This window comes from Domibacillus aminovorans (genome assembly GCF_001643235.1).
Classification (GTDB): Bacteria; Bacillota; Bacilli; order Bacillales; family Domibacillaceae; genus Domibacillus; species Domibacillus aminovorans.
The window spans coordinates 45,254-69,597 of sequence record NZ_LQWY01000044.1; the positions used below are offsets into that span (position 1 = coordinate 45,254).

Consider the following 24,344-nt stretch of genomic DNA (forward strand, 5'->3'; position numbering starts at 1 on the left):
TTTTCGAATAGTCTTTTTCCTTTTTTAATCTCAATGATCCTCATCGAGCAGCTATTCACACACTTCCACCAGGCTTCATGATCTCACATCTCCTACTCCATATTCTTGATATGTTGTGTCGATATAAGTTGATCAACGAGTTTTTCAGCTGTTTTCCGATACATATTGCTCATATGAACGAGCGAAAGAATATGCATAATGTGTTCAAGTTCATTTGTATCCGCTTTAATTTCATTCATGCGGCTCATCGCGTCTTCTTTAAAATGAGTGACATTGTTTGCGGCAATATCGAGATAACTTTTGTAAAATGAATCAATATCGATTTCATCAATATTTTCATTCACACCTTCAAGTGTCGTTTTAATATCGCTAATTGATAGTGTGCCTTTCAGCTGGTAGATGAGACTGATTAATAATAAATGCTCTTTAGAATACTTTTTTTGTTTAATCGGGAAAAGCAGCTTTCCTTTCGCATAGTTGTTAATCATCGTTTTCGTTAGCACTTTTTCGTCTTCATTGCGGGTTGATTGATTAAATGTATGTTCAAATAATTGAATGACTTGGTCCATATATAGATCAATGTTTGGTATATCATCCGGTGTGAGCTGGTTTTCGAGATGCAGTTCATTCAAAATGTCTATTAAATTCCCCATAGTAACACCTTCTTTTTTATCATAATTATATTGTCTTTATTATAGGTGAATATTGATATAGTGTAAAACTTGACTATGTAATGTTACAACTCTATTATAATATGTAGTATCAAAAACTATATATCGCTTTGGAGGTATTTTGAATGACTGTTTTTATTCGAGAACCGATTAATGCACTTACCCATTTAGCTGGCGCCATTTTATCAGTCGCAGCACTGATTGCAATGGTTATCAAAGCAGCGTTCACTATTGAATCAGCGGCCGCTATTACAGCTGTTACAATTTTCGGCGTCAGTTTAATTCTTTTATACTCAGCATCCGCTGCCTATCATTCTGTTATTGCAAGAGATACCGTCATTGCCTTTTTCAGACGGCTTGATCATTCCATGATCTTTATTTTAATTGCCGGTTCCTATACACCTTTTTGTTTAATCAGTTTGAATAATACGACCGGATGGACGCTGTTTTGCATCGTTTCAGCCATTGCGGTGTTCGGCGTTATCTTTAAAATGGTCTGGTTTAACTGTCCGAGGTGGTTGTCAACAGCTCTTTACATTGTCATGGGCTGGATGGCGATTTTCATATTCTCTCCGCTCGCATCAAATATGGAATCAGCTGGACTCTTGCTGCTTGTAGTGGGCGGCGTTCTGTACACAATCGGCGGCATCATTTACGGATTAAAACCGAAGTGGCTGCAGTTCAAACAAATGGGCTTTCACGAAATCTTTCACATCTTCATCCTGCTTGGCAGTCTTGCTCACTTTTTAAGTGTTTATGTATACGTGTTATGATAGGGAATTAATGCAAAAAGATCAGTCTTCTCGTGTTTAAGAAGACTGATCTTTTATTTATATATGACACCTACAAATTATGTTAAGACATAATCAGCTAGTACTCTTTGCACTTCATAAATATTTAAACTTTTATTAAACTGTTTCTTAATCGGTGCCGTATCACCTGTAATCCAAATTTGCAGCTCTGCATCCAGATCAAAACTTCCCGCCGTTTCAACACTAAAGCGGGTAATACTTTTATATGGCAAAGACTGAATTTCCACTTTCTTTCCTGTCATCCCCTGCTTATCAACTAAGATCAGCCGTCGGTTCGTGAAAATAAACAGATCGCGAATCAGTTTGTACGATTTTTCTACTTTTTCATTTGTTGCCAGAACCTCTCCGAATTCCTTTTTCATATCTTCATTATCAACTTCTGAAGCATTCCCCATCAATCCATCCAAAAACCCCACTTCATCCACTCCTTCATTATTTTTCTTAATTATATGATGGTTATTCCAATTTTAATAATTATGATTTATTCAAACGGAAAACCTATTGAAAGATACGCTCAGACGGCAAATAAGCTCACCTCCAAATCGTTGACTTGGAGGTGAGCTTTGCTTATTAATTCGTTTTTTCTTTTGATAAATATTCCTGCTCAAGCTCTGTCACAATCTGATCGATCCGTTGGCCTTGTCCACTTAAGACTGCTGCTAGAAACGATCCTTCCACGAGAGGAACGTCGACGAAGCGAATGGTATGCTTTCCGGTATACAATTCGAGAGCCAATTCCGCATTCATCGTTGCCGATCCGATATCTGTCAAAATCAATGCATCATCGGAAATTTGAGAAAAAGCTTGCTCGATTCGCGAGACTTCTGTCCCGATTTTTCCACCTTCTAATCCGGCCGCGACCAGAATCTCAATAGATGGTACCATCTCAGCCAGCAATTCCTTTAAACCTGTTGCGAGCTTTTCACTATGCGAGACGAGAATCAGATTAATCATGAAGCACCTCCACGATGTTCTTTAAGAGGATCGAACTCGATAAGGCTCCTGGATCTTGAACACCCTTTGTCGCTTCTCCAAAGTAGGAAGCACGCCCTTTTGTTGCCACGAGATCCTTCGTATCCACTAACGCTTGATCAATCACTTCTTCTAAAGTCGAATCAGCTTGAAGGGATGCAGTAAATGGTTCCCAAATATCAACCATCGTTTTCTGACCGGCTTGTGATTTCCCACGACTCTTGATGCCTTCTGTTGCTTCTTTAAAACCAGCAAACAGATCCTCTCCCTCTACCGACTTCATCCCGCTCCATTTTGTCGCGAACTTTACGAATGCTGTTCCATACAAAGGACCCGAAGCACCACCGACCGTCTTAATGAGCGTCATTCCAACTAGTTTTGACAATTCTCCAAGATCTGCAAGAGAATTCTGTACCTCGAGCTCCTTTTTAACACCTTGAAAACCACGAGACATATTAATTCCGTGATCACCGTCTCCAATTTCTCTGTCTAAGTCGGTCAGTTCATCCTTTTGTTGTTCAATTGCGTCCGCTGTCGCAAGCAAGGCTGTGCGTAATGCTTCTACTGTTAATTTCATCTATTCCACCTCACACTAAAAATCCGATTGCCTTTGACGAGGCATCTAAATATTGAAGTAATTCCTCATCAACAGGGAGTAACGTGATGGAGAATCCATGCATTTCAAGTGCCGTCATGTAATTTCCTACATAAGGACGGACAATTTCATATCCTTTTTGCTCGAGTAGTTCACTTACATATTTATAAGTCAGATACAGCTCAGAGACCGGCGTCCCACCCATACCGTTTACCATGACAGCAACGCGCTTATCCGCCACCTCAGCTGTCAAATGCTCAACTAGCTGAGCTGCGATGTCTTTGACAGGAGCGACCGCTTTTCGTTCAACGCCTTTCTCCCCGTGGATCCCAATCCCGATCCACATCTCATCGTCAGACAGTTCAAAACCCGGCTTTCCACTTTCCGGCATATAACAAGGAGACAGCGCCATTCCCATTGAACGGACCCGGCTGATGACTTTACCCGCTACTTGCTTCACCTCATCCAGTGATTTTCCAGAAGCAGCTGCTGCTCCAGCAATCTTATGGACGAAAACCGTGCCAGCGACACCTCGACGATCTTCTTCGTTCTTAATCGAGATATCGTCATTCACCACCACTGTATCGACCTGAATTCCTTCTAATTCGGCCAAATCTTTCGCCATGTCAAAATTCATGACGTCGCCCGAGTAATTCTTAACGACTAGGAGTACACCTGCACCTCCATCTGCTGCTTTGATTCCTTCGAGCACCATGTCCGGTGTTGGTGAGGTGAATACTTCCCCACAGACAGCCGCATCAAGCATTCCGTCTCCAATATAGCCAGCGTGTGCAGGTTCATGCCCGCTACCTCCACCTGAAACGAGGCCTACCTTACCGGCGATGGCTCCACCTTTTCGTTTGACGACGTTTAATCCTTCTACCTTTTCGTACTGATTTGGGTGAGCGAGTACGAGTCCTTCTACTATATCCGACACAAATCGATTCGCATCTTGCATTAGCTTATCCATCTCTATCTCCTCTTCCTCTTAATATTATAATAATTCGACAAAACCAGCATGAAGTCCTGCGCTATTTATTTAAGAATGAACTGGCTTTTTTATTGTCCGAGCTGCTCAATATTCATTCGGAGGTCTTGAAGTTCTTGAATCGTTTGTAGTAATTCCGTATTTTTAAATATAGCGGCCGGATCAACAACGCCATTTTCAAGTTTGACTAGTGCATCACTTATGCCCGTTTCAAGCTGAACACTGTAATCAAGCACTTTGCCATGAATACCTTCTGCGGCAGCAGGCACTTCTATTTCCTGCATAAAATCGATATCCTGCTGCATGCTTTCAAACTGTGTCTGCACGTCTCCGACAATGTTCGGGTTAGAAGCAGCACTTTCTAGCAGCGCCGGCACATCGGTTGCGAATTGCTGTGTTTCATTTAAAAAGTCGGTCATATCGGTTGCGTATGTCAATGTATTGTTTGCTTCGTCAAGTAGACTGCATCCACTAAGAATAATAATAGCAGATAGTCCGATTGCTGCGGTCCATTTCATCATCATTGGTTTCCCCCATTCAGTTTTATACCTGATATACGTCCAAATGAATTAAATGGATTCATTTTTATTTTTTGCTCCTCTATTTCACACAAAAAAACCTGCTTAATTGGCAGGTTTCAATAAAGGGAAATAGCACCATTTTGTTCCAATTGAGCATTCACATGATACGCCGCAACAGCAAATGTATGTACGCGGCTGCCAATCTGAATGGTCGTGTCTTCAAACACCGTATTCATTTTAATAATACCGTTTTCCGGCACATGAATACGCGTTTTTGATCCTGCTTCCGAGCCTACTTCATCAATCGTTACGTTATGTCCCGCGACAATTTCACCACCTCTGCACACGCCGCGAATAAACACATCATTACCTGTGCGGACACGGCAATGGTAAATTCCCTGTCCGCTTACGACTAAATCGCCGCTTGAATAAAGAGAACTATTAATGGCATAAGGAACGGTCAACTGGCAGCTAGGTTCAACAGGAATGCTGTACAGTTCATACAACTGGCGCAGCTCGTCTGTTAACTCTTTAATCGCCGCTACTTTATTGATCTGCTCTTTTGAAAGCGCGATAAACATGCTGTGCAGCCGCGCTGAACTTGTCATCCATTCTTTTTCAAGAATCGGCTGATGTTCATTAACATTCTTCACAAACCGGAGCAAAATCCCACGAAAATCCGTATATTTACGTTCAAGCAATAACCGGATCACAGAATGAAGCTCTCCCACTTGAAGCGCATTTTCCTTTTCACGACGCACCATTATGAGCTGTTTAATCGCTAGCATCATATGATCCAAATAGTACAAAATTTCTTTCGCCTGCGCGACGAGTTCATCGATGACGATATTTGATTTACCCGCGCTGATCGTTGAAGAAAACACATTGCTTTTAACTGTCACAGAATGTCCCGATTCAAGATGTGCTTTCGATACCGTTCCTTTTACAAATATGTTTCCGCCTGATTCAACCGTCATTGATTCCTGCACATTTCCGAGCACGCGCACATCACCTTGAAAATGAATGTTACCCGAATCGAGGTCTACATCTTTCGAATGAACAAGTTCCTCCATAACATCTGCCTTAAACAGCATCCCGCGCCACTCCAATTGCGGTCTCCCGCCTTTTAGAGCAATGATCTTCTTATCTGTCACAATCACATTTTTACCGGGGCGGACCGTCACATCTTTCACCGCTTTCGGTAAAATTGGTTTCCCGAGCAAATCGGTTCCCGCCATCCCTGGCACCGATGAAATGACTTCTGCGATCATTTCGCCTTCTTCCACATTGACAAATATATTTTTCTCACGGTAATCAACCTTTTCTACTTCATCCCATGACATCTCATCCGGCTCACGGACGAGCACGTGAACATCCCCATTTAACCCTTCTGTCGGATATGTTCCTTTTGCAATAATGTAATCCTTTGAGCTCGGGTTTCGACACGCATCGACAATCGTATGCCGTAATATGCCATGCGTTACATTCAACTCCTGCAGTCGCTTCATCACTTTCTTCACTTCTATATCATTTGACTCCAGCACTTCCTCTTCCGCTTCAATCCGGAGCGTCAACGCCGGCTGCATATCATTCAAATACCGATTAATCCGCTTGCCAGGCTCGTATGAAAGAACCGCCAGCATATCCTGTTCAATAAGCTGGATGTCCATCTTTGACGCAGACACTTCATCGGTCACATGCACTAAAATATTATCAAGCGGCGTCACAGTTGTCCGCTCTTCAATTTGCCGCCCATTGACAATCACCCGCACGTTATCTGTTGGCTCAATAAACGGATAACGATCCCCCTCCGAATGTACGAGGACACGCCCATTTTGTACAAACACACAAGGCCCTTCCTTTTTCAAAAGGACCTGTTCATCTGTATTAGACTGATCCCGCTTCAAATGCTGTTCATCTTCTCGATCATCGAGAGGCAAATCAATCGATTCATCTATATTAAACGGTTTCTTCTGTTCCATTTTTATTAAAGGGACAGCCTTTTTGATTACAAGCACTTCTGCGGGATGCTTTTTTAACCCGAACAAACTTTTAGCAGGTCTTGACAGCACAGTTACATTGACCTCATTGATCGTGGCGCCGAGAAGTGCCAATGCCTTATTCACCGCGGCCTCAATTGTTTCTCCTTTAGTTTGAATGGATGGTTCCACCTCATTCACTCCTTTTGCAAAGACTTCCCATTCTTCATTAACAGCTACAATGATCCCTTCTTTATTTACGATCACAACATGATCACGAAATGAATTTAATACGGACTGAACATCAAACCCCCTCTCTCCACAACACCCGACAATATACTGCATTTCCCAACAATAGTACCATTGCTATAGTACTATTATATATCAAAAAGGGGAACACCGTTTTGATTACTCATCTTCCTTCTTATCCTTATTATCGGACAATAAAAAGCCTCCGACAGTACTCTGTCGAAGACTCCATTTTATATCTTACACCAGTAAACGATTCCCGCTGCCTGTTCCACTGCTTTCATCGCCACTTCCTGTACGGCGATGATAAAACACGTCGCCGGGCCGGATGATTTTTCTAAATCCAATTCGCATGTAAGAGGTCTCTCCGCTAATTGTTCCAATTCATAGCGAATTCCTTTTGATCCAACTGGTACAACCGATTCAACACCTGGCATAGAATTGATTTTTTTAAAAACAGCTAGAGAAGCAACATCATCTGGATTTTCCAACACTTCTGAACCGACAAGCGGTTTACCGATAACACCGTACCGTACCGCATTCCGGTCAAATTGATCGATATTCCGTACATGCCTGCCTATGATGACGACACCTGTTGCGGATTGATTCATGACAAAATTCGACTCGGTACTGCCAGTCAATTCAAGCGTACAGCCAATTTCTACTGCCGCCTGTTTAATACCGTCGCATAATAACGGCCACGCATCGTCCCCAGAAAAATTATGAATGATCGCCGCAAACGGTTCGCCGCCGGCTGCGACGCACTCCATTAGTGCGACACGCGCAGAAAAATAACCAACGGTCTCATATGGAACACGAACGAGATCATTCCGCTTACCACCGATAGCCCCGCTATTGTCCGCAGCGATGATCAGCCCATTCGTTTGAATGACATCACGCATTCAGATGGCCGAACCGCTTTTCAAATGCCGGCACAATGCGGGGAATTAATATCGCTGCGATCATCGTATTAAAAATCGCCGCCATCGTAATGCCCGGCACTGCTCCAATATAGAACGGCATCCCCATAAGCAAAATAAACGGAGCCGGTAAAACAAATCCATTCAAAAGGATGAATGTCACAATCGCCGTCCATTTTCGAACGGCCACATACAATTGACCGAACAGCCACACAATCGCCGCCATTTCAATGGCAATAAGCAAATGAAGCGGCCCCATTGGAAGGCCGCCGATTAACGCCGAGACGAGATGACCGAATGCACCGACTAAAGCTCCGGCAACAGGGCCAAGTAAAACCGCCGCGACTAATGCGGGAAACGAATCAAGCGCCACGCTCGAAATCGGTGCTGGCACTTTGATCATCCCACCAACAACTGATAAGGAAACAAACAGAGCGAGCCAGCTTATTTTTTTCGCATTCATTCTTTTTCTTCCTTCCTCTTGCCTCCGCGGAACACTTTCGCACTGCGCACATATTCCACATCTTTCACGCCTTCTCGGAAATTAATGACGCGGGCAATCGCAAAGAAATAATCAGACAACCGGTTCAAATACTTAAGCGTCACCGGATGAATATCGTCTTCCTGACGCATTAAACCCACTACAAGCCGTTCTGCCCGCCGCGTAACCGTACGTGCCAGATGAGTCATCGCTGATCCTTTTGAACCGCCCGGTAAAATAAACCGCTCTAATTCCGGCGCCTCCGTGATATACACATCGATTTTCTTTTCCATCTCATCAATCGATTCTTGCTGCAACTTAAATCCACGCTTTCCGTTTACTGTCGCAAGGTCGCCGCCGCAGTCAAACAGCTCATGCTGAATTGTTTCCAGATCTGCTAAAATATCTCTAAATTTTGCCGGATCAAGCTCCGTTATGGCCATACCCACAACTGAATTCAGTTCATCAACTGTCCCGTATGCTTCCACGCGCAAATTATCTTTTCCGACGCGCCCACCAATAATACTCGTTTCGCCTTTATCACCTGTTCTTGTATACAATCTCATCTTTTTTCCCCCTTTATCATTTCGGCAATGCCGTACCAAACCGTGTCTACCCGGCTTGACGCCGCTGCTGCATCCTGAAAACACCATCCTGTTGCATCACGCCAGTGTCGATCAAAAGCATTCATCGGCACAATACCTTTCATCATATCCGTCCCAATTAACACAACATCTCGTTTTTCTTTTTTCCAATGATCAAGATCCTTTTTAAACAATGCGCGCGCTTCAAACGCAGTCTCCGCTTTTTCAAGAAGCATTCTGACATATCGTTCGATGCCTTCTAATACAACGATATCTTCTGTAAAATCAGGTACTTGCTTTTCTTCATAAAACGAATGCCATTGATGATCTACTTTATCTAACCTATAATACTCTTTTACCCATTGTTTTTTTCCATTGAAGGCACCGCCTGTAACGAGATGCATCGCTCACCCCTCCTCATCGCGGAAAGAGAACCGGATAATTCATATCCTTGTCCGTTATCCGACGTCCAGTCCGAAAATGACTTTTCTTCCGGCGCAAACACCGAAAGCAAATGACGAATGACACCGCCATGCGTCACGATCGCCGTCCGATGAATATTCTGCTCCGCCATTTCCGTAAGAACCTGCTGAAATTCCTCTTCAACCCGCTCCGCAAATGCAACATATGAATCTCCACCTGGCACTTGAATCGTATAATCGTTGAGCCAGTCTCGATAAACCGGAATATGTTTCAGCTCCGCGTGCGTCTTGTTCTCCCATTCCCCGAAATGGAATTCTCTGAACCCCTTTTTTTGATTCGGAGTCTGACTCCAAAAAGCACTAGCTGTCTGCACACATCGCGTCAAATCACTGGATACGATCCAGTCATAGTCAGGTACTTGCATTCCACGTAATGCCATTAATCCTTCCTCTGTCACACTCACATCGGTCCATCCGCAAAATTGTTTATTTACATTTGCGTATGTCACACCGTGGCGATACAGACCGATAACCACACGATCATCCATAACAAAAGTTCCGCTCCTTCCTGTGCCGCACCGAGCAAATCACCCGTCACACCACCAAATTCTTTTTGCATGCCTCTCTTAATCAAGACGAAATACAATCCCGAACAGCCAAGCATTATCCAGAATAACGGAGACATACTATAAATGCTTCCTGCGGCTATTATAAAAACCGCATATATATATGGAAGCGACTTCGAATGACCTTTTCGGAAAAAATATGCAAGTCCTTCTTCTTTTGCAGGTGGAACGTATTGTAAAAACAAACCTGTCAATAGCTGTGCCAAAAATGGAATGAGCAGTACGAACATCGCATTGCCACTCCCTGCTGCAACCGTTTCATAAATGAATAAAAACTTTGCCGATAATAGCAGAACAAGCGCGAGAACACCGAATGCACCAGCGCGTGGATCGTTTAAAATGGTCAGTCGACGATCTTTGTCGCGAAACGAAAAATGCGCATCTGCCCAGTCCATCCAGCCGTCAAGATGAAGGCCTCCTGTAAATGCGATCGGCAAAAGCCAGACGATAAATGCCACAGCCAGCGCTGAAAACGGGAGGTTCCATTCAAGAAGCACCCAGAATGCGCCGGCATAAAGAATACCTTTCGCAAGACCAAGCACCGGAAACAAGTGAAGTACTGCCCGCAGTTCCGCTTTCTCCATCGGCAGCGTTTTATGAAGAGGCAGTACCGAAAAAAATTGAATAATAATGCCAGCTGCATATAAATAGGCTTTCATAAGGGGAGACCATCCAAAATGGCTTCAAACATTGGCCAGTCAAGATGACGATCAAGATGTTCTGCAATCACATCATACGTTTGATCTCTATTCATATCCAGCGGCGCGCGTTCTGTCAATCCTTTTGCTCGGCGGATCTGATTTAGCCAGTCTGCCCGAAATAGATCATTATAAAATAAATGGTGCAAATACGTGCCGCTCACTTTCCCGTCCGTTGATCTATAGCCTTCTTCATAATCTGTGCACACCATAAACGGTTCGCCGCATACCTTCGTTTCGCCAAAATGAATTTCATAGCCGGATAGCGGGATGCCGCGTGCTATTCCTTCTGTTCGAACGACTGTTTTTTCACTTTTAAAAATCGTATGAGCCGGAATGATCCCCATGCCATATGCTATCGAACCCGTTTCACCTGTATCAGTGCCATCCGGATCAGAAAGTGTTTGGCCCATCAATTGAAATCCGCCGCACAGTCCGGTAACAACACCACCCCCTTTTGCAAAAGAAACAATTCTCTCATCAAGACCCGTTTCTTTTAGAAAAGCAAGATCAGCGAATGCACTTTTCGTCCCCGGAATAATAACAGCATCCGGCGATCCGAACGAATGAGCTGACTGTACCCAGCGTACATTCACATCGTCTTCAAATGCAAACGGTTCAATATCACTTCCATTTGAAATGTACGGCAAACGGATGACAGCGATATCAATTGCTGCGTTATTCCGTCTTATATCCCGGATCGACAATGAATCTTCGCCATCAAGCGTATGCCCCGGCAAAAACGGCAGCACCGCCAGCACTGGAATGCCGGTGTACTTTTCAAGCCACGTTTTCCCGTCTTCAAAGAAGCGTGCATCGCCGTGAAACCGGTTAACGATAATCCCTTTTACACGTGCACGTTCATGTTCTTCTAACAACGTAAGTGTGCCAACGATTGATGCAAACAGTCCGCCACGGTCAATATCGGCGGTCAGTATTACCGGGACATCAGCCAGTTCCGCGGTTTTCATATTAACGACTTCCTGTTTTTTCAAATTCATTTCAACCGGGCTTCCGGCACCTTCAATGACGACTATATCGCCGAGTTCACTTACTTCCTGCAGCCCCTGCTTGATCGCCGCAATCGCCCGGTCGTAATAATCCGTCCGGTACGCCATCCCCGACATGACTTCGAGCCTTTCACCGAACAAAACAATTTCAGATGCTCCATTTCCCGACGGCTTTAACAAGAGTGGATTCATGCACGGCTTCGCTTCCAAGCCTGCTGCTTCTGCCTGAAGTCCTTGTGCCCGGCCAATTTCTTTTCCGTCCGCCGTTACATATGAATTGTTTGATACATTTTGTGGTTTAAACGGCACCGGCCTGTAACCTTTTTGGATAAGAAGACGGCAAAGCGCTGTCGCAATAAAACTTTTCCCTGCATCCGACGACGTTCCTTGAATCATGACACCGCGCACGTCACCACCCCTTTCTTCACAACAGGAATGCCGTGTTCGACAAGCACTGCCAGATCACTTTCTTTCACAATCTTCTGGTGAATCATCCCAAGCATTTTCATATAATCAGCCGTTAAATCGGTTGCCGGCGTTTCATACGACAGCTCATTCGAAACGACTACGACCGTTTTAGCTCTTTTATGAATGTTAAGAATGCCATCCGTAATCCTGACGCCCGCTTCAAACGCCGCTTTATCTTCCCGAAAATATTCACCGGCAAGAAGCGTCGTTACGCAGTCAATGAGCACCGTATCATTCGATTCAATAGGAATGTCCCCAATATCAACAGACTGTTCAATCGTTGACCACGTGTAACCGGAATTTGCCCGGCGCTCGCGGTGATGAAAAATGCGTTCATCCATTTCTGCATCCGTCCTAGACCCACAGGCAACGTACAATAGACGCCCTTCTGGATGAATGTGACGAATCGCAATCTGTTCGGAAATGCCGCTTTTTCCGCTCCGGACACCGCCAGAAATAAAGATTAACATTTGTTCCTCCATTCTATGAGCGCATCGATCAGCCGGTTATTATCCTGCTCTTTTTTCACGGCGGCTCTAAGCCACTTTCCGTTTAATCCGTAGAAGTTTTCTGTATGCCGAAGAACGATACCGCGTTCCATTAAAAAGTGAAGAAGCGGTTTTTGATCATCCAGCTCTGGATCTTTTAACAAATAAAAGTTAACGGAAGAGGACAAGACGAGATAACCGATCCTTTCGAGCTGTTCTTTCATTTTATTTCGTTCACCGTCAATCATTGTCCTTGTTTTAGACGCATGGTGATGATCACGGGCAATGGATTCCGCTACCTGCAGAGCGATCGCATTGACATTCCAATGCGGACGATAGTTTTTCAACTGACGGATAATCGTTTCAGAAGCAATGACATAGCCTATACGTAGACCCGCGATCGCATACATTTTTGTTAATGAGTGCATAACAGCAAGATGCGAGAATTCATTCACGTATTTCGCAAGCGAATCGTCGCTTGCAAAATCGTAAAATGCTTCATCTATCACGATCATAGCATTTGACTGTCTCGTTTTTTCAAGTAGCGAGAGAATGTCCTTCTCATGAAAAGACTGGCCTGTCGGGTTGTTCGGTGTACATAAAAATAATACAGCGGCATCAACTGCTTTTTCGATGAGTTCATTGACTGGCAACTGCCAATTGTCAATAGATACGGGGACGAATTCAATCGGACATTTGTAAGCCTCACACGCGTCTTCATATTCAGAGAAAGCCGGTGTACAGATGACCGCTTTTTGGCCGGCTGCGTGCCGAGCAATGAAATGAATAATTTCTGCTGCACCATTTCCGAGTAAAATCTGGTCATGTGAGACGGTGAATTGTTCTGCGATGGCCGCGACAGCTTTTTGGCCTGTCGGGTCTGGGTAGTCTTCGATTGTATGTAAAAGAGCTGGCCATTTTTCTTTTAACCAGCTCGGCGGACCAAACGGATTTGTATTCACACTAAAGTCAAGTACATTCCCTGGTTCAGCAACGCCTGATGCTTTATATAAATGGGACGGATTCGCTCCGTGCGATGGCAAATTCATAAATAAACACTCCTGCTAGAAACATAGCTACGAATAAGTACGTGGCCCGTTCCATTAATGTAGCGGCTTCCAAAATGTGTTCAGCACGGCGCACATGGATTGCTTCTCCCATTCGGGCGCGATCTGAGACGATGCCTTTGTACGTATTTAAGCCGCCTAGTTCAATTTGTAAAAGGCCAGCCACCGCGGCTTCACACCAGCCGCTGTTTGGCGACGGATGTTTTTTCGCATCGCGCACGACTATATGCCAGGCGCGGCGGCGAATGTCTGCCCGTTTGTCCGCTGCGACAACGAGCAAAAAAGCCGTCAGCCGGGCGGGAATATAGTTAACGATATCATCAAAACGTGCCGCCGCTTTACCGAATTGTTCATATGCATCATTCCGGTAGCCGACCATTGAGTCACACGTGTTGACTGCTCTATATAAAAGCGCCGCCGGTCCACCACCGATCATCGCCCAAAATAATGGGGCGATAACACCATCTGACGTATTTTCGGCGATCGTTTCAACTGCACCGCGTGTGATTTCACCTTCATCGAGGGTATCCGTATCACGCCCGACAATCCACGACAGTTTACGGCGTGCTTCGTTCATATCTCCATCCATAAGTGGCTTATAAACGTCCATACCTGCTTCTTTTAAACTGCGCGGGGCAATCGAGGCCCAGATCATGATAGCTTCGATCATGATCTGGGCGCCTGGATGTACCCGTGATGCGACATATAAGAGAGCCATCGAAGCGCTTGCCGTGACGACGAGAACGACGATGAGCATCGCGATTCCTTTTTCAAAGCGGTATGCGCCTTTGTTCCATTTTATATCTAGCAGCGTAATTAAATGCCCGAACCATTTAACCGGATGGGGGGCATTTTTTGGATCACCGATCAGACGATCAAGAATAAGTGCAGCAATGATGGCCAGAGCATGGATTATCATAGCATTGCCTTTCTACGGCTGCTTTTTTCCAGTGCTTCTGTTACGCTTTTGTACACTGCACAGCCGATCGCAATGCCAAGCGGTGTGATCGATCCAGCAAATTGCTGGTACGCGCCTCGCTGTGTAGCAGCAATCAGCATACTGTCGGTTGATGTACCGGTTGCGATTGTGCCAGTTTCGGGATCACGAACGCCCGCATCGGCAAGTGCTTTCGCTTTCGCTTCGGTCGCGGTCATGAGCCCTTGCACAAAAGCTTCTTCAGATAGCTTACCGTTCGCAAATACCCAAATATTGATTGTGCCGGGTTTTTTCTTTTCTTTCCAGCTTGCACGCGGCCTCGTAACATCTACGGCATTGCCGACACCTGCTGTAGCGACGACAAATACGGATACGTCATCCCGAACTTCGCGTCGATACGACGCATCATTCATTTTCACCGCTGTCATCATGCCGACCGTTTCATTTAAGTCAAAACCGCGTTCATGAAAATAATTCGCTGCTTCTTCTTCAAAGTTATCCATATTGTAGTTTTTATCGACGTGCCGATTTACAAACGCACTGCGCCATCCCCAACCAGCTCCAATGACGCCGGATGATAATGTTTTTAATGGCACGGGCGGGCGGATCGAAATGTAGTCACTGTGCCACTCCAATAATTCTTCTCCAATTTCAACCGGTTGCACGTTCGACGGCGCAGGCAGCAAACTCATTTGCGGCTTTGGCACTTCCGGATGCGGCTGTTTTTGCACATCCGTATTGTACACGTCATGAATGTGCTGTTCTTTCATAATGTCAGCTGCTGTACCTATTGTATGCACCGCACCGTTTTTCATCAGTAAAAGCCTATCACAGTAAAGCGACGCAAGGTTTAAATCATGAAAAATCGAAATGACAGTGAGTCCATTCGATGTCATTTGTTTTAATAAATCAAGCAAGTCTTTTTGAAACGATAAATCGAGATGATTGGTTGGTTCATCAAGCAGTAATATTTCCGGTTCCTGTGCCAGCGCCTGCGCAAGAAAGACGCGCTGCCTTTCGCCGCCGGACAATGCAGAAAGCTGTTTGTCTGCAAATAAAGACGTTCCCGTTTGATTCATCGCTTCCTGCACAGCCGTTTCATCTTCATTGGTCCACGATTTAAAAAATCCGGTTTGATGCGCATATCGGCCGAGCGATACCGTTTCTTTCACTGTATAGGCATACTGGCTCGACGTCATTTGCGGAAGCACCGCAACGACGCGCGCCAATTCTTTCGGTGCATAAGTCAAAATCGGCTTTTCTTTCACAACAATCGTGCCGGATGCCGGTTTTGTTAACCCACTGATCATATTCAGCAAGGTTGTTTTCCCGCTCCCGTTCGGCCCGAGAATGCCGAACAGTTCTCCCTGTTTAACAGAAAAGGATACGCCGCGGACAATAAGCCCGCTTCCGTATCCTCCTGAAAGCTCGTTCACTTGCAACATCACGCGACGCCTCCTTTTCGTTTTTTGTTTAGTAAAATAAGTGCAAATACCGGTGCGCCGATCAGTGACGTAATGACGCCAATCGGAAGCTCAGTCGGTGAAATAATCGTACGAGCGGTTAAATCAGCCATGATTAAAAATCCTGCACCGGTAATCATTGAAAGTGGCAGCAGGTGCCGGTGATCAGGCCCGATAAGAATACGGACAAAATGTGGAACGACAAGACCGACGAAACCGATCGTGCCAGACACTGCAACTGCCGCACCTGTTAAGACGGAACCCGCAATAAGAACCATCATTTTTTTTCGCTGAACATTCACACCGAGATATTTCGCTTTTTCTTCGCCAAATGACATCGCATTTAATTCTGGTGCCATATACATGAGAAGCAGCGCGCCACCGATAAAAAATGGTGTCATAAGCTGTACATACGACCACCCGCGCATTGAAACACTGCCAAGTAGCCAGTTGATAATCTGCCGCAGCTCTTCGCCAGTGAGCGCAATCATCAATGAAATAAACGAACCAAGAAACGAGCTGAAAATAATGCCTGTTAAAATAATCGTTTCAAGCTTCATTGACCGCTCAATCGTCTGCGCAAACAAAAGCACACAAAAGATCGTTAAAATGGCTGTTGCCACACTGACAACCGGCAGCGTAAATCCGCCGAGAAATGGAATCGAGACATGAAAAAACAGCACAAGCACCGCACCAACTGATGCCCCGGAAGAAACACCAAGTGTATACGGATCAGCCAGCGGATTACGGAGCAATCCTTGAAAAGCGGCTCCCGCAATCGCCAGTGAAGCCCCAATTAAACCAGCAAGCACTACACGAGGGAACCGGATTTTCCAGACGATATTGTCAATGGATGCGTCCATTGACAGCCCCGTTCCGAATAAATGATGCGCTAAAATCGCAGCAATGTGTCGAAATGGGACGTGTATCGTTCCAACTGCCGTTCCTATAAAGATGGCCCCAATGAGAAACAACAATGCAAAAGCGTACGCCGTTTTTTTATTGGGCAAAAACGTCCGGGTAGACCGCTTCCGCAATAGATTCAGCTCCTTCTGCAAGACGAGGGCCTGTCCGGCTCGTAATATCCGCATTCACTTCAATGACTTCTTTATTTTTCACTGCATTCACGTTATCCCAGCCTTCGCGCGTCAATACGCCATCAACCGCGTTTTCCACGTAAGAGCCGTAATTCAGTAAAATAACATCTGGATTTTTTTCAATTACCGCTTCTTCCGTTACTTGCGGCCATCCTTCTTGATCTGCCATTGTGTTTTCAACGTTGATCAGCTCAAAAATTTCATTTAGATATGTGCCTTTTCCTGCTGTATAAAGTGTTGGATCAACTTCAAAAAAGACACTTTTCACGTCTTCTTCTTTAATAGAAGCGGCTTTTTCTTCAAGCGCCGCAAAATCCGCTTTTAATTCTTTTACTTCCGTTTCAGCTTCTGCTGCTGTCCCGGTTGCTTCTCCAATTAATTCAAACGAATTGTACATTTCAGCGATGCTATCCGCGTTATTAATGACAAGGACATCGATGCCTGCTTCGCGAAGCTGCTGAACACCTGTTTCAGAAGCGGCACCGGCAGAATCATGCGCCAAAACAAGATCCGGATCAAGGCTAATAATTTTTTCGACGTTAAACTCCATGCCGCCGACTTTTTCTTTTGTTTGTACATCTTCCGGATATGTATCATTATCCGATACACCAACGATTTCTTCACCAAGACCTAATTCGTACACGATCTCCGTATTGCTTGGTGCTAATGTGACAATGCGTTTTGGTGCCGCTTCAATTTCGACTTCATTACCGTCCGCCCCTGTTACTATAACAGGAAATCCAGCTGTTTCTTCTGTCTTTGTTTCCTTATTTTCTTTAGTAGGTGCCTCTTCTTCCGCACCGCAGCCTGCAAGCAATGCCGCTGATATTCCTAATGCCAGCCATGATTTTTTCATCAATAATTCCCCCTTTTTTCGGAAAATAAAAAACACCTCTACGTGATAGAGGTGTATGAAAGACAGTCAGACCCGTCCGTCACACCACCTATCCGCGCAGGTTGTCGGTGCATCGTTCCAAGGCAGGTCTCCTGGCTCATGGTCATCGTAAAAAACGTCTTCCCGTGTGTTTACACAGTGACATCGTGTCTTTTACTCCCATTTACAGTGGCGGGACCGCGCTGGAATTTCACCAGCTTCCCTTTTAAGAAACCGCTATTCGCAGCTTCACCTAGATACGTTCATATGTATGTTTTCCGTCATGTTTCATTATACATGAAAAAAGAGAAAGGTTATTTTTTCAGAAAATTCAGCTTTATATAAAAATTATATGTTTATTATCTATGAAAAAGTGGAACATGTTTAGTAACGATAAAGAATGGAGGCGTTTATAGTGGGTCCCTTAACAGTAATTATTCTTTTTCTGATTATTATGGTCGTTGGATTCTTTTTCGTTTATTTTCTCCGTGACTCATTTGATTTCAGTGACTCGAACCGGATTGATAAATTTCCGGACAATAATGACAGCTATTTCAACCAAGATTCATCATATGAACAAAAATTGTAATGTGACCGCCTGTCTATTATGGACAGGTTTTTTTATTTGAAAGGAACAGAACATACTCTTAAAATTATTTTCCTATCCTGTTTCTACATCCAATATCACGGGAAAAACCGGTGAAAGATTCATTAATTAAATTTGGGTTATCTGAAGAAGACGCAGAGAACTATCACAGGGAGTTCGCAAAAGAAAAAGTGCTGCTCGTCATAGACGAACAGCCTCCCGGTACCGTATAAATAATGCATTTACGGCCGCCCCTTCTGCACCTGGAAATGTTGTATTTCCGAGTGCAGACAACGGCACAATTTCTTGAATAGAATTCGTGACAAATGCTTCATCAGCTGCATAAACATCTTCCGGATGGTACAATCCTTCTTCTACATTCATACCGGCTTCCCGCGCTATTTTCATGACAAATCGCCGTGTCACACCGGCCAGGATACCAGTCTCACGCGCTGGTGTATATAGCGTGTTTTGCTGCGTCCAAAAAATATTCGACACAACCCCTTCTGCTATATAACCGTTTTCCGTCAAAAATATCCCTTCAACTTTAGGATCATTTCCAACCTCACGCTTACCAAACATATTATTTAAATAATGATGCGACTTCAAACGATAACGGCCTTCTGGACTGTTCCGGCGCAGCGTTAACCATTCACCTTTTTTTTCAGCAAGAGATTCTGTCCCAGTGAGTGGTTTTTGAAAGACGATCATATTCGGATTTCGATAGGGCGTTGTCTGTAACCCAATTTCACCGTCACCCGCTGAAACGTTCAATCGAATATAAGCATTTTCCCATCCATTGGCGTCAAAAAGCATCGATAATATTTTTTCAACATTGCTTCGATTCAATTGCAGATCAATATTTAATTCCGTCAAGCTTTCATTCAGCCGGATAAGATGTTCATCCAATAAAAACGGTCTGCCATTATATGTACGGAACGTTTCAAAAACACCGATTCCGTATAAAAAGCCGTGATCATACGGAGAAATACGTACATCTTCGTTTTTAATGATTTCCCCATTTACGTACGTGTACATAACGCGCCTCCATATGTGGATATGAAATTTTGCAGCATCTCTTTCCCGCATTCGGTCATGATTGATTCGGGGTGAAACTGAACGGCTTCAACGGCAAATTCTTTATGACGGATCGCCATAATTTCACCTTCTTCTGTCCATGCAGATACGTCGAAGCAATCCGGTAACGTTTCTTTTTTGACTATGAGCGAATGATAGCGCGTCGCCCGAAATGGGTTTGGTAAATTTTTAAATACTGTTTTGCCGTCATGAAAAACGGGAGACGTTTTCCCGTGCATAAGCCGTTCCGCGCGAATGACATCACCGCCGAACGCCTGCGCAATCGACTGCTGACCGAGACAAACGCCAAACAGCGGAATCTTGCCGGCGAATTTCTCAACCGCTTCCATGCTGATGCCCGCCTCGTCTGGCGTGCATGGTCCAGGAGATATCATAACAAAATCCGGATTCATGCCGGCAATTTGATCGGTTGTCACTTCATCATTGCGACGCACGACGAGTTCATGGCCAAGTTCACCGAGATATTGTACAAGATTGTATGTAAATGAATCGTAATTATCAATCATAAAAATCATTGTGCATCCTCCGCTAGTTCCATCGCTTTTAACATTGCCGCTGCTTTTTTAAGCGACTCTTTATACTCGTATTCCGGTTTAGAATCAATGACAATGCCGGCTCCTGCCTGCACATAGCCATATCCGTTTGCCGCAAGCATCGTCCGGATGACAATATTCAGCTCCATATCGCCGTTATAGCCAATCCAGCCGATCGATCCTGTGTAAATACCCCGTTGCACTGGTTCAAGCTCTTCAATAATTTCCATCGTCCTCACTTTAGGTGCACCGGTAATCGTGCCACCAGGGAAGACTGCGTCGATGACATCCGCATTCGTTTTACCTTCAGCGAGTTCGCCGCGCACGTTTGAGACGATGTGCATCACATGTGAGTATTTTTCAATGACCATAAATTCATTTACTTCAACCGTGCCATACCGGGACACACGGCCGAGATCATTTCGCTCTAAATCGACAAGCATCACATGTTCCGCCCGCTCTTTTTCATTGTTGATCAGTTCTGCTGCAAGCTGCTCATCTTCCGTATCATCTTTTCCGCGAGAGCGTGTTCCAGCAATTGGGCGTGTCGAGAGCTTAGTACCATTTTTTTTCACGAGCAATTCCGGCGATCCTGACACAATTTGAAAATCAGGTGTTTGAATGTACGCCATATACGGCGATGGATTCAATTCACGCAGCTTTGCATAAACGGCAAGCGGCGGCACATCGAGTGCTTTCGACCGGCGCACTGATAAATTGACTTGGAATACATCTCCTGCCGCAATGTATTCACGCACTTGCTCAACAGCATGTTTAAACAGCTCTTCTGGAAACGATACGTCCGTACTGCCTTTCGATTTAGCATGCGACCAATTATTGGTTGGTTCAGCTAAATCAAGCCAACTAGAGAATAATTCATCCAGTCCCTCATCCGTTTCACCCATTTTCATGACAAATAATTCGTTCGTTTCATGATCGAATGCCGCCCATTCATCAAACAGCAAAAACTGTACATCGGGAAGGTCAATGTCTTGCTTCGCTACCCTAGGGAGCGCTTCAATGAACCGAACATAATCGTAACTGATCCAGCCCACCGCACCGCCTTGAAAGTCTGGGAGATCATCGCGTTTCGATATGTTTCGCTCGTTTAAAAGCTGGATCAACATATGAAGCGGGTTCCCTTTAAACAGCTTCTCTTGCCCTTTTTCTTGCAAAAGAAGTCCTTCAGTTGTAGACGTCGCAATAGCCGATGGCTTCATTCCTGCAAAGCTATAGCGTCCTCCGCGTCCGCTTTCAAGCAAGGCATGATGCGATTCATTTTTCGTCAGTACTGTATATTGAGTGAAAAATTGATCTTTATTGTAGGTTGTTTTACGGTAAAAAATGTTCACGTGGTGCCACCTTTCACAATGTTCTACATTCATCATAATACGGGCGGCACTTGTTTGGAAATGGTTATTTTACAGCAATGAAGCGGTTAACAATAACAGGAAATTCAGCTAACATGAGTTCTGTCCAACCATTTAAAACAGCTTCACGCGCGTTCTGAGCCGTCAGCTGCTGAAATAAAATCGTCGTAAAGCCGACCGCTTTCAAACGCTCCCAGTAGCCTGGGAGTGTTTCCGCGTACGGAAAGTCGGAAGCGGGTGGAAGTGAGGTTGCTTCGGCGAAATCGACGACGAAACGGCCGCCTACCTTGAGCACATCGTATGCCTGTGCCGTCCACTGTGCTCCTTCTGCATATCCGTGAATCGACAGCGGAGCCGCGACTGTATCAAATTCATTTTGCTTTATTTGTGAAAAGATAGCTGCGGGCAGGACAATCGCACCGGCATCTGAACATCGCGCCGCTAATGTTTCTGAGCCGCCGATAACCATGATTCGCTCTCCTTGTTGCGGTTGAATGGTATTGTATAAATTGCCTAATGTGATTTTCAACTCTTTTTCCTGTTTTATTTTTTCTGCGACTGCCATGGCAAGCCCTCCCTTTTAAAATATAAAAATCCCTCTTCCTGAGAATATGGAAGAGGGATTCGTCTGTGTATTCCTCTTATCTCTCAGTCGTAACTGCAAGATTTAGCACCGTGCCTAAAAATAGGTCGGTTGCCGGGTGTCATCGGGCTTGTCCCTCCACCTGCTCTTGATAAGATGTATTAAATTGTCCGTTTATTATGTAAGATGGATTATGGCACGTTTCATTTTCTCTGTCAACCATGATACAATTTTCAAAAAGAAGCGGAGGCTAGGGATATGAAAATAGCTTGTTTACAGATAGACATCGCCTTTGGTAATCCAGATTTGAATTATAAACGCGCGGCAGACTATTTGAAAAAAGCACATGAAGCAGGGTGTGAACTGGCGGTCTTGCCCGAGTTATGGACGACTGGTTACGACTTAACGCGGCTTGATGAGATCGCTGATACCGGTGCTTCGCGGACAAAAGCATTTTTGTCTGATGCAGCGAAAAAATACAGAATGCATATCGTTGGCGGTTCGGTTGCAAATGACACGGATGACGGCGTGAAAAACACGATGATCATTGTGAATCATCACGGTGAGGTCGTAAAAGAGTATAGCAAATTGCATTTGTTCCGGTTGATGAACGAAGAAAAGTATTTGGCTGCGGGTGATACGGACGGACTGTTTGAATTGGACGGCGAAAAAATGGCCGGATTTATTTGCTATGACATTCGGTTCCCAGAGTGGTTCCGAAAGCACGTCTTAAATGGCGCACGTGTGTTGTTTGTACCGGCAGAGTGGCCCCTCGCTCGTGTCGATCATTGGCGCACATTGTTAATTGCCCGAGCAATTGAAAACCAGGCGTATGTCGTTGCGTGCAACCGTGTAGGCTCTGATCCAGATAATCAATTCGCCGGACATTCGATCATTGTTGGGCCGTGGGGCGAAGTGATTGCAGAAGCAGGTAAAGAGGAAGAAATGCTGATTGGTGAAATTGACTTTGATGCGATTGACGAAATTCGGAGCCGCATTCCGGTATTCGAAGACAGACTCGAGTCATTTTATTAATTGTTGAGCGCCCCGATCGGTGTCGGTGGCGCTTTTCTTATTGAATGATGATCACCTGTCATCATTTTTGGGTACTCACAGTTATTTGTGACCGCTTATCCCATTTTATGACCACCCATATCGATAGATCAAAGGCTATAAACGCGACGTCTGTCGCAACACCTTTGTTTAGTACATCCTGTACGTCAAAAAACCTATCCATCAGCTATGGACAGGTTTTCGGGTCTTACCCTTTCATTTCCACTCGTATGGCGTCTCCTGATAGACATAGTAGTTAAGCCAGTTGTAGTAGAGCAAATGCGCGTGCGAGCGCCATTTGTTTAGTGGGCGTTTTGATGCGTCGTTATCTGGAAAGTAGTTTTCTGGCATCGCGATATCGATACCTTTGGCACAGTCTCTCTCATATTCTTCTGCGAGCGTAGTCGCGTCATACTCCAAATGGCCAGTGATCATAATGTTTCGTGCGTCTTTTGACATCATGAGAAGCGGTCCGGCTTCCGGTGACGATGCGAGCAAAACCAAGTCTTCATTTGCTTCGATCGCTTCCTGACTCACATCTGTATAACGCGATACCGGCGAATAAAACTCGTCGTCAAAACCGCGTAACAATTTAATAGTCGGGTCAGTAATCGTATGTTTATATATACCAGAACATTTACCCGGTAGTTCATATTTATCAATGCCGTAATGATGATACAACGCTGCCTGGGCACCCCAGCAAATATGCAATGTCGATGTGACATTTGTTTTTGCCCAATTCATAATATCCTGTAATTCCGGCCAATAGTTAACCTTTTCAAAATCCATCAGCTCAATCGGTGCGCCTGTAATAATCAGTCCATCGTAGCGGCGGCTTTTCACTTCTTCTAGTGTCGTATAAAATTGCTCAAGATGTGATTTGCTTACGTTTTTTGACTCATATGTCGCTGTATATAAAAACGAAACATTTACTTGCAACGGTGTATTGCCGAGCAACCGCAGCAAATGAGCTTCCGTTTTTTCTTTTTCCGGCATTAAGTTCAAAATAAGGATATTGAGCGGGCGGATATCCTGCATCCGAGCACGATCCGCGTCCATAATGAAAATATTCTCTTTTTCAAGAACCTCACGTGCCGGTAGCTGATATGGTATGTTAATTGGCATTTAGTTTCCCCCCTGGTTTACATTTTCATTAAATATAAGCGAAGACACCTATTCATTGGAAATACACACTTGGA

At 44.7% G+C, this 24,344-nt stretch carries 28 protein-coding genes and 2 riboswitches; of the genes, 3 read left to right on the forward strand and 25 right to left on the reverse strand.

Annotated elements, in window-relative coordinates:
- Positions 1 to 92: 92 nt before the first annotated feature.
- The gene (locus tag AWH49_RS14200; RefSeq protein ID WP_063966264.1) at positions 93 to 653 is read right to left on the reverse strand and encodes a DUF1836 domain-containing protein; all 561 of its coding nucleotides are present in this window, start codon (positions 651 to 653) and stop codon (positions 93 to 95) included.
- Between the two features lie 143 nt (positions 654 to 796).
- On the opposite strand from AWH49_RS14200, the gene trhA reads away from it, so the two are divergent.
- Positions 797 to 1,444, forward strand: a complete 648-nt coding sequence (gene trhA / locus AWH49_RS14205; RefSeq protein ID WP_063966265.1) for a PAQR family membrane homeostasis protein TrhA — start codon at positions 797 to 799, stop codon at positions 1,442 to 1,444.
- A gap of 77 nt (positions 1,445 to 1,521) precedes the next feature.
- On the opposite strand, the gene AWH49_RS14210 is transcribed toward trhA, so the two are convergent.
- From AWH49_RS14210 to AWH49_RS14300, 19 genes are all read right to left on the reverse strand, one after another.
- Complete coding sequence (locus AWH49_RS14210; RefSeq protein WP_034288892.1) at positions 1,522 to 1,899, reverse strand: PH domain-containing protein; 378 nt, start codon at positions 1,897 to 1,899, stop codon at positions 1,522 to 1,524.
- Positions 1,900 to 2,053: 154 nt separating this feature from the next.
- On the reverse strand, positions 2,054 to 2,437 hold the full coding sequence (gene dhaM, locus AWH49_RS14215; protein WP_034288889.1) for a dihydroxyacetone kinase phosphoryl donor subunit DhaM: 384 nt from the start codon (positions 2,435 to 2,437) through the stop codon (positions 2,054 to 2,056).
- Positions 2,430 to 3,032: a dihydroxyacetone kinase subunit DhaL gene (gene dhaL, locus AWH49_RS14220; RefSeq protein ID WP_018395607.1), complete on the reverse strand. Its 603-nt coding sequence runs from the start codon at positions 3,030 to 3,032 to the stop codon at positions 2,430 to 2,432. The genes dhaM and dhaL overlap by 8 nt, the downstream gene beginning before the upstream one ends.
- A gap of 10 nt (positions 3,033 to 3,042) precedes the next feature.
- A complete protein-coding gene (dhaK, locus tag AWH49_RS14225; RefSeq protein ID WP_063966266.1) occupies positions 3,043 to 4,020 on the reverse strand; it encodes a dihydroxyacetone kinase subunit DhaK in 978 nt (325 codons plus the stop codon).
- An 89-nt stretch (positions 4,021 to 4,109) separates the two neighbouring features.
- On the reverse strand, positions 4,110 to 4,562 hold the full coding sequence (locus AWH49_RS14230) for a DUF6376 family protein (protein WP_063966267.1): 453 nt from the start codon (positions 4,560 to 4,562) through the stop codon (positions 4,110 to 4,112).
- A 113-nt stretch (positions 4,563 to 4,675) separates the two neighbouring features.
- On the reverse strand, positions 4,676 to 6,883 hold the full coding sequence (locus tag AWH49_RS14235; protein ID WP_063966268.1) for a FapA family protein: 2,208 nt from the start codon (positions 6,881 to 6,883) through the stop codon (positions 4,676 to 4,678).
- A 137-nt stretch (positions 6,884 to 7,020) separates the two neighbouring features.
- Complete coding sequence (locus AWH49_RS14240) at positions 7,021 to 7,689, reverse strand: hypothetical protein (protein ID WP_063966269.1); 669 nt, start codon at positions 7,687 to 7,689, stop codon at positions 7,021 to 7,023.
- Positions 7,682 to 8,170, reverse strand: coding sequence for an ECF transporter S component (locus tag AWH49_RS14245; protein ID WP_063966270.1), 489 nt, complete (start codon positions 8,168 to 8,170; stop codon positions 7,682 to 7,684). The genes AWH49_RS14240 and AWH49_RS14245 overlap by 8 nt, the downstream gene beginning before the upstream one ends.
- Complete coding sequence (locus tag AWH49_RS14250; RefSeq protein WP_063966271.1) at positions 8,167 to 8,754, reverse strand: cob(I)yrinic acid a,c-diamide adenosyltransferase; 588 nt, start codon at positions 8,752 to 8,754, stop codon at positions 8,167 to 8,169. The genes AWH49_RS14245 and AWH49_RS14250 overlap by 4 nt, the downstream gene beginning before the upstream one ends.
- Positions 8,751 to 9,176 (reverse strand): bifunctional adenosylcobinamide kinase/adenosylcobinamide-phosphate guanylyltransferase, encoded by a 426-nt coding sequence (locus AWH49_RS14255; RefSeq protein WP_034288875.1) that lies wholly within the window; start codon positions 9,174 to 9,176, stop codon positions 8,751 to 8,753. The genes AWH49_RS14250 and AWH49_RS14255 overlap by 4 nt, the downstream gene beginning before the upstream one ends.
- Complete coding sequence (locus tag AWH49_RS14260) at positions 9,128 to 9,742, reverse strand: histidine phosphatase family protein (RefSeq protein ID WP_063966272.1); 615 nt, start codon at positions 9,740 to 9,742, stop codon at positions 9,128 to 9,130. Before AWH49_RS14260 ends, AWH49_RS14255 begins: the two co-directional genes overlap by 49 nt.
- Positions 9,700 to 10,479 (reverse strand): adenosylcobinamide-GDP ribazoletransferase, encoded by a 780-nt coding sequence (locus tag AWH49_RS14265; protein ID WP_063966273.1) that lies wholly within the window; start codon positions 10,477 to 10,479, stop codon positions 9,700 to 9,702. The genes AWH49_RS14260 and AWH49_RS14265 overlap by 43 nt, the downstream gene beginning before the upstream one ends.
- A complete protein-coding gene (locus AWH49_RS14270) occupies positions 10,476 to 11,936 on the reverse strand; it encodes a cobyric acid synthase (RefSeq protein WP_063966274.1) in 1,461 nt (486 codons plus the stop codon). Before AWH49_RS14270 ends, AWH49_RS14265 begins: the two co-directional genes overlap by 4 nt.
- On the reverse strand, positions 11,921 to 12,466 hold the full coding sequence (locus AWH49_RS14275) for a bifunctional adenosylcobinamide kinase/adenosylcobinamide-phosphate guanylyltransferase (protein WP_063966275.1): 546 nt from the start codon (positions 12,464 to 12,466) through the stop codon (positions 11,921 to 11,923). Before AWH49_RS14275 ends, AWH49_RS14270 begins: the two co-directional genes overlap by 16 nt.
- Positions 12,460 to 13,533, reverse strand: a complete 1,074-nt coding sequence (cobD, locus tag AWH49_RS14280) for a threonine-phosphate decarboxylase CobD (protein WP_063966276.1) — start codon at positions 13,531 to 13,533, stop codon at positions 12,460 to 12,462. Before cobD ends, AWH49_RS14275 begins: the two co-directional genes overlap by 7 nt.
- Positions 13,490 to 14,470 carry an adenosylcobinamide-phosphate synthase CbiB gene (gene cbiB, locus AWH49_RS14285; protein WP_063966277.1) on the reverse strand — a complete coding sequence of 327 codons (981 nt, stop codon included), beginning with the start codon at positions 14,468 to 14,470 and terminating at the stop codon, positions 13,490 to 13,492. Before cbiB ends, cobD begins: the two co-directional genes overlap by 44 nt.
- Positions 14,467 to 15,933 carry an adenosylcobinamide amidohydrolase gene (locus AWH49_RS14290; RefSeq protein WP_063966278.1) on the reverse strand — a complete coding sequence of 489 codons (1,467 nt, stop codon included), beginning with the start codon at positions 15,931 to 15,933 and terminating at the stop codon, positions 14,467 to 14,469. Before AWH49_RS14290 ends, cbiB begins: the two co-directional genes overlap by 4 nt.
- A complete protein-coding gene (locus tag AWH49_RS14295) occupies positions 15,933 to 16,988 on the reverse strand; it encodes a FecCD family ABC transporter permease (RefSeq protein WP_063966279.1) in 1,056 nt (351 codons plus the stop codon). Before AWH49_RS14295 ends, AWH49_RS14290 begins: the two co-directional genes overlap by 1 nt.
- Entirely contained in the window at positions 16,951 to 17,904 is a 954-nt protein-coding gene (locus AWH49_RS14300; protein WP_063966280.1) for an ABC transporter substrate-binding protein, read from the reverse strand. Before AWH49_RS14300 ends, AWH49_RS14295 begins: the two co-directional genes overlap by 38 nt.
- Before the next feature lie 104 nt (positions 17,905 to 18,008).
- Positions 18,009 to 18,194: riboswitch (cobalamin riboswitch) on the reverse strand.
- Positions 18,195 to 18,337: 143 nt separating this feature from the next.
- Here AWH49_RS14300 and AWH49_RS20120 point away from each other — a divergent pair.
- On the forward strand, positions 18,338 to 18,511 hold the full coding sequence (locus tag AWH49_RS20120) for a hypothetical protein (RefSeq protein ID WP_018395590.1): 174 nt from the start codon (positions 18,338 to 18,340) through the stop codon (positions 18,509 to 18,511).
- A 198-nt stretch (positions 18,512 to 18,709) separates the two neighbouring features.
- Here AWH49_RS20120 and pabC read toward each other — a convergent pair whose 3' ends face one another.
- The 4 genes from pabC to AWH49_RS14320 form a co-directional block, all read right to left on the reverse strand.
- The gene (pabC, locus tag AWH49_RS14305) at positions 18,710 to 19,546 is read right to left on the reverse strand and encodes an aminodeoxychorismate lyase (RefSeq protein ID WP_063966281.1); all 837 of its coding nucleotides are present in this window, start codon (positions 19,544 to 19,546) and stop codon (positions 18,710 to 18,712) included.
- Entirely contained in the window at positions 19,531 to 20,121 is a 591-nt protein-coding gene (gene pabA, locus AWH49_RS14310) for an aminodeoxychorismate/anthranilate synthase component II (protein ID WP_063966282.1), read from the reverse strand. The genes pabC and pabA overlap by 16 nt, the downstream gene beginning before the upstream one ends.
- Positions 20,118 to 21,491 carry an anthranilate synthase component I family protein gene (locus AWH49_RS14315; protein ID WP_063966283.1) on the reverse strand — a complete coding sequence of 458 codons (1,374 nt, stop codon included), beginning with the start codon at positions 21,489 to 21,491 and terminating at the stop codon, positions 20,118 to 20,120. The genes pabA and AWH49_RS14315 overlap by 4 nt, the downstream gene beginning before the upstream one ends.
- Positions 21,492 to 21,555: 64 nt before the next feature.
- Complete coding sequence (locus tag AWH49_RS14320) at positions 21,556 to 22,074, reverse strand: hypothetical protein (RefSeq protein ID WP_063966284.1); 519 nt, start codon at positions 22,072 to 22,074, stop codon at positions 21,556 to 21,558.
- A gap of 73 nt (positions 22,075 to 22,147) precedes the next feature.
- Positions 22,148 to 22,250: riboswitch (SAM riboswitch) on the reverse strand.
- A gap of 100 nt (positions 22,251 to 22,350) precedes the next feature.
- On the opposite strand from AWH49_RS14320, the gene AWH49_RS14325 reads away from it, so the two are divergent.
- Positions 22,351 to 23,127 (forward strand): carbon-nitrogen family hydrolase, encoded by a 777-nt coding sequence (locus tag AWH49_RS14325; protein WP_063966285.1) that lies wholly within the window; start codon positions 22,351 to 22,353, stop codon positions 23,125 to 23,127.
- A 234-nt stretch (positions 23,128 to 23,361) separates the two neighbouring features.
- Here AWH49_RS14325 and metA read toward each other — a convergent pair whose 3' ends face one another.
- Complete coding sequence (metA, locus tag AWH49_RS14330) at positions 23,362 to 24,270, reverse strand: homoserine O-acetyltransferase MetA (protein ID WP_034288833.1); 909 nt, start codon at positions 24,268 to 24,270, stop codon at positions 23,362 to 23,364.
- Positions 24,271 to 24,344: the final 74 nt, after the last annotated feature.

Excerpts from the sequence above, each read along its gene's own strand:
- dhaK (WP_063966266.1), bottom strand. The coding sequence starts at position 4,020 with ATGGATAAGCTAATGCAAGATGCGAATCGATTTGTGTCGGATATAGTA.
- cobD (WP_063966276.1), bottom strand. The coding sequence starts at position 13,533 with ATGAATTTGCCATCGCACGGAGCGAATCCGTCCCATTTATATAAAGCA.
- dhaL (WP_018395607.1), bottom strand. The coding sequence starts at position 3,032 with ATGAAATTAACAGTAGAAGCATTACGCACAGCCTTGCTTGCGACAGCG.
- pabC (WP_063966281.1), bottom strand. The coding sequence starts at position 19,546 with ATGTACACGTACGTAAATGGGGAAATCATTAAAAACGAAGATGTACGT.
- AWH49_RS14235 (WP_063966268.1), bottom strand. The coding sequence starts at position 6,883 with ATGCAGTATATTGTCGGGTGTTGTGGAGAGAGGGGGTTTGATGTTCAG.
- AWH49_RS14290 (WP_063966278.1), bottom strand. The coding sequence starts at position 15,933 with ATGTTGCAAGTGAACGAGCTTTCAGGAGGATACGGAAGCGGGCTTATT.
- AWH49_RS14255 (WP_034288875.1), bottom strand. The coding sequence starts at position 9,176 with ATGCATCTCGTTACAGGCGGTGCCTTCAATGGAAAAAAACAATGGGTA.
- AWH49_RS14245 (WP_063966270.1), bottom strand. The coding sequence starts at position 8,170 with ATGAATGCGAAAAAAATAAGCTGGCTCGCTCTGTTTGTTTCCTTATCA.
- metA (WP_034288833.1), bottom strand. The coding sequence starts at position 24,270 with ATGCCAATTAACATACCATATCAGCTACCGGCACGTGAGGTTCTTGAA.
- trhA (WP_063966265.1), top strand. The coding sequence starts at position 797 with ATGACTGTTTTTATTCGAGAACCGATTAATGCACTTACCCATTTAGCT.
- AWH49_RS14275 (WP_063966275.1), bottom strand. The coding sequence starts at position 12,466 with ATGTTAATCTTTATTTCTGGCGGTGTCCGGAGCGGAAAAAGCGGCATT.
- AWH49_RS14265 (WP_063966273.1), bottom strand. The coding sequence starts at position 10,479 with ATGAAAGCCTATTTATATGCAGCTGGCATTATTATTCAATTTTTTTCG.
- cbiB (WP_063966277.1), bottom strand. The coding sequence starts at position 14,470 with ATGATAATCCATGCTCTGGCCATCATTGCTGCACTTATTCTTGATCGT.
- AWH49_RS14240 (WP_063966269.1), bottom strand. The coding sequence starts at position 7,689 with ATGCGTGATGTCATTCAAACGAATGGGCTGATCATCGCTGCGGACAAT.
- dhaM (WP_034288889.1), bottom strand. The coding sequence starts at position 2,437 with ATGATTAATCTGATTCTCGTCTCGCATAGTGAAAAGCTCGCAACAGGT.
- AWH49_RS14325 (WP_063966285.1), top strand. The coding sequence starts at position 22,351 with ATGAAAATAGCTTGTTTACAGATAGACATCGCCTTTGGTAATCCAGAT.
- pabA (WP_063966282.1), bottom strand. The coding sequence starts at position 20,121 with ATGATTTTTATGATTGATAATTACGATTCATTTACATACAATCTTGTA.
- AWH49_RS14230 (WP_063966267.1), bottom strand. The coding sequence starts at position 4,562 with ATGATGATGAAATGGACCGCAGCAATCGGACTATCTGCTATTATTATT.
- AWH49_RS14200 (WP_063966264.1), bottom strand. The coding sequence starts at position 653 with ATGGGGAATTTAATAGACATTTTGAATGAACTGCATCTCGAAAACCAG.
- AWH49_RS14300 (WP_063966280.1), bottom strand. The coding sequence starts at position 17,904 with ATGAAAAAATCATGGCTGGCATTAGGAATATCAGCGGCATTGCTTGCA.
- AWH49_RS14250 (WP_063966271.1), bottom strand. The coding sequence starts at position 8,754 with ATGAGATTGTATACAAGAACAGGTGATAAAGGCGAAACGAGTATTATT.
- AWH49_RS14260 (WP_063966272.1), bottom strand. The coding sequence starts at position 9,742 with ATGGATGATCGTGTGGTTATCGGTCTGTATCGCCACGGTGTGACATAC.
- AWH49_RS14320 (WP_063966284.1), bottom strand. The coding sequence starts at position 22,074 with ATGGCAGTCGCAGAAAAAATAAAACAGGAAAAAGAGTTGAAAATCACA.